This is a genomic window from Pseudomonas sp. K2I15 (assembly GCF_002204795.1).
Lineage (GTDB): Bacteria > Pseudomonadota > Gammaproteobacteria > Pseudomonadales > Pseudomonadaceae > Aquipseudomonas.
The window spans coordinates 1-2,921 of sequence record NZ_NIXO01000133.1; the positions used below are offsets into that span (position 1 = coordinate 1).

At 63.8% G+C, this 2,921-nt stretch carries 2 protein-coding genes; both read right to left on the reverse strand.

What is annotated here, in order from left to right; all coding sequences use genetic code 11:
• Window positions 1–93 precede the first annotated feature (93 nt).
• On the reverse strand, window positions 94–1,728 hold the full coding sequence (locus CEC48_RS30715) for an ATP-dependent DNA ligase (protein ID WP_088427243.1): 1,635 nt from the start codon (window positions 1,726–1,728) through the stop codon (window positions 94–96).
• Window positions 1,725–2,729 carry a ligase-associated DNA damage response exonuclease gene (locus tag CEC48_RS30720; protein ID WP_088427244.1) on the reverse strand — a complete coding sequence of 335 codons (1,005 nt, stop codon included), beginning with the start codon at window positions 2,727–2,729 and terminating at the stop codon, window positions 1,725–1,727. Before CEC48_RS30720 ends, CEC48_RS30715 begins: the two co-directional genes overlap by 4 nt.
• Between the last annotated feature and the right edge of the window lie 192 nt (window positions 2,730–2,921).

Genomic DNA, 2,921 nt, shown 5'->3' on the forward strand with positions numbered 1-2,921 from the left:
GGCGGTGCGTCAGAAACATATTCAGTGACTGACGCTGCGCCTTCGCGAGCAAGCCCGCTCCCACATTGATCGGTGGCGTTTGTGAGAGAGGTGTCAGGCCAGTAAATCCTGCAGGGTCGCCAGGCTGTCGGCTTCCTCGACGGACTTGTCCTGGCGCCAGCGCAACATCCTGGGGAAACGCACGGCGATCCCGCTCTTGTGCCGCTTGGACAGGGCGATCCCCTCGAACCCTAGTTCAAACACCAGGCTTGGGGTAACACTGCTCACCGGGCCGAATTTCTCCACGGTGGTCTTGCGGATAATTGCATCGACCTTGCGCATTTCTTCGTCGGTCAGCCCCGAATACGCCTTGGCGAACGGCACCAGGGTGCGTTCGCTGCCGGGCGGGCCGTCCCACACAGCGAAGGTGTAGTCGCTGTACAGGCTGGCGCGCCGGCCATGGCCGCGCTGGGCATAGATCAATACCGCGTCGACACTGAACGGCTCGACTTTCCACTTCCACCACACGCCCATGTCCTTGGTCCGGCCCACGCCGTAGAGGCCGTCCCGCGCCTTGAGCATCATGCCTTCCACGCCCAGGCTGCGGGAGGCTTCACGTTGCTGCGCCAATGCCTGCCAACTGTCGCCGCTCAGCAATGGCGAAGCCCGCAGCGTTGGCTGGGCGCAGTCGGTAATCACCTGCTCCAGTTGCGCCCGACGCTCGGCTTGGGTGTGGTTGCGCCAGTCTTCGCCGTGGTGTTCCAGCAGGTCATAGGCCAGCACCGCGACCGGGGCGTCTTCGAGGATTTTCTTGCTCAGGGTTTTGCGGCCGATGCGCTGTTGCAGCAGGGCGAAGGGTTGTACCGAGGCTTTCCACACCACGATTTCGCCGTCGATCACCGTGCCGTCGGGCAGGCCGTGCACCAGGTCGTGGAGTTCGGGGAAGCGGTCGGTGACCAACTCTTCGCCCCGCGACCAGATCCACAAGCGGCCTTCGCGCTTGACCAGTTGTGCGCGGATGCCGTCCCACTTCCATTCCACTTGCCAGTCAGCGGGGGCGCCGAGCAAAGCATCGAATTGCTCCACCGGTTGGGCCAAGGCGTGGGCGAGAAAAAACGGATAAGGCTGCCCGCCACGTTGGGCGTGCTCGTCGGACGATTCGGCGGCAATCAGTTTCAAATAGCCTTCGGCGGTCGGGCGGTTCGACAGGTCGGTGTAGCCCCCCAGGCGCTGGGCCACGCGCTTGCTGTCCAACTCGGCCATGGCGGCGAGGGCGCGGGTGACGAGCAACTTTGACACGCCGACCCGAAAGCTGCCGGTGATCAGCTTGATGCACAGCATCAGGCTCGGTTGATCCAGTTGTGCCCACAAGGCGGGCAGGCGTTCGGCCAGTTCTTCCGGCGGCAGGCCACGCAGGGGCAGGAGTTTTTCTTCCAGCCACACCGCCAAACCGTCGTCCGAGGTCTGGGGCGATTCCGGTAACAACAGGGAAATGGTTTCTGCCAGGTCGCCCACCGACTGATAACTCTCTTCGAACAACCACGGCTCAATGCCGGCGGCTTCGGTGGCCATGTCCCGCAGCAATCGCGTGGGCACCAGTTGCCGTGGCCGGCCGCCGGATAAAAAGTACACCGCCCATGCTGCATCTTCCGCAGGCGCCGTTAGGAAATAGGCCTGCAAGGCAGCGAGTTTGGCGTTGCTGGAGGTGGTGGCGTCGAGGTTGGCGTACAGCTCGGCGAAGGCTTTCATGACGCGGCTTCCTCTTCGTCATCGCCGTATTCGGTGGTGAATCCCTGGGCATCCAGGCCCTTTTCCCGCAAGTGCCGGACCAATACACCCACAGAACCGTGGGTGACCATTACCCGCTCTGCGCCAGTTTGTTCGATGGCCCATAACAGGCCGGGCCAATCGGCGTGGTCCGAGAGCACAAAACCGCGATCCACCCCGCGCCGCCGCCGGGTGCCGCGCAGGCGCATCCAGCCGCTGGCGAAGGCGTCGCTGTAATCGCCGAAACGGCGCATCCAGGTACTGCCACCGGCCGAGGGCGGGGCGATGATCAGGGCTTGGCGCAGCAGGGGATCGGTCTTTTTGAAATCACCGGCGTAGAGGGTTTCGGGGATATAGACGCCGGCTTCGCGGTACACCCGGTTCAGGGGCTCGACCGCGCCATGGCTGAGGATCGGGCCGATGCTGGCGTCGATGCCGTGGAGAATTCGCTGGGCCTTGCCGAAGGAATAGCAGAACAACACGCTGGCCTTGCCGGCCGCGATATTGGCCTGCCACCAGTCGTTGATCCCGGCAAAAATCTGCGCCTGGGGCTGCCAGCGGTAGATCGGCAGGCCGAAGGTCGATTCGGTAATAAAGGTATGGCAGCGCACCGGTTCGAACGGCGCGCAGGTGCCGTCAGGTTCGACTTTATAGTCACCGGAGGCGACCCACACTTCGCCCTGGTATTCCAGGCGCACCTGGGCCGAACCGAGCACGTGGCCGGCGGGGTGGAAACTTAAGGTAACGCCGTGGTGGCGCAATGTTTCGCCGTAGGCCAGTGTTTGCAGGTTGATGTCCTGGCCCAGGCGCGAGCGCAGGATGCCTTCGCCGGGGGCGGCGGCCAGGTAGTGTTGATTACCGGTGCGGGCGTGATCGCCGTGGGCGTGGGTGATGACCGAGCGCTCCACCGGGCGCCAGGGGTCGATATAGAAATCCCCGGCGGGGCAGTAGAGGCCTTCGGGCCGGGCGATAACAAGGTCCATGGGGTTGCCGGGGAAATGGGCTTGTTAGTTATGAGGCGAGGGCGGGCGGAGAAGTTCTATCGCAATGCATGCAATCAAAGGTGGGAGCGGGCTTGCTGTGGTGAGCGGGCTTGCCCCGCGTTGGGCTGCGAAGCAGCCCCATCAATCTGTGGTGAACCCGACGGGGGACAAGCCCCCTCACCACAGCAAGCC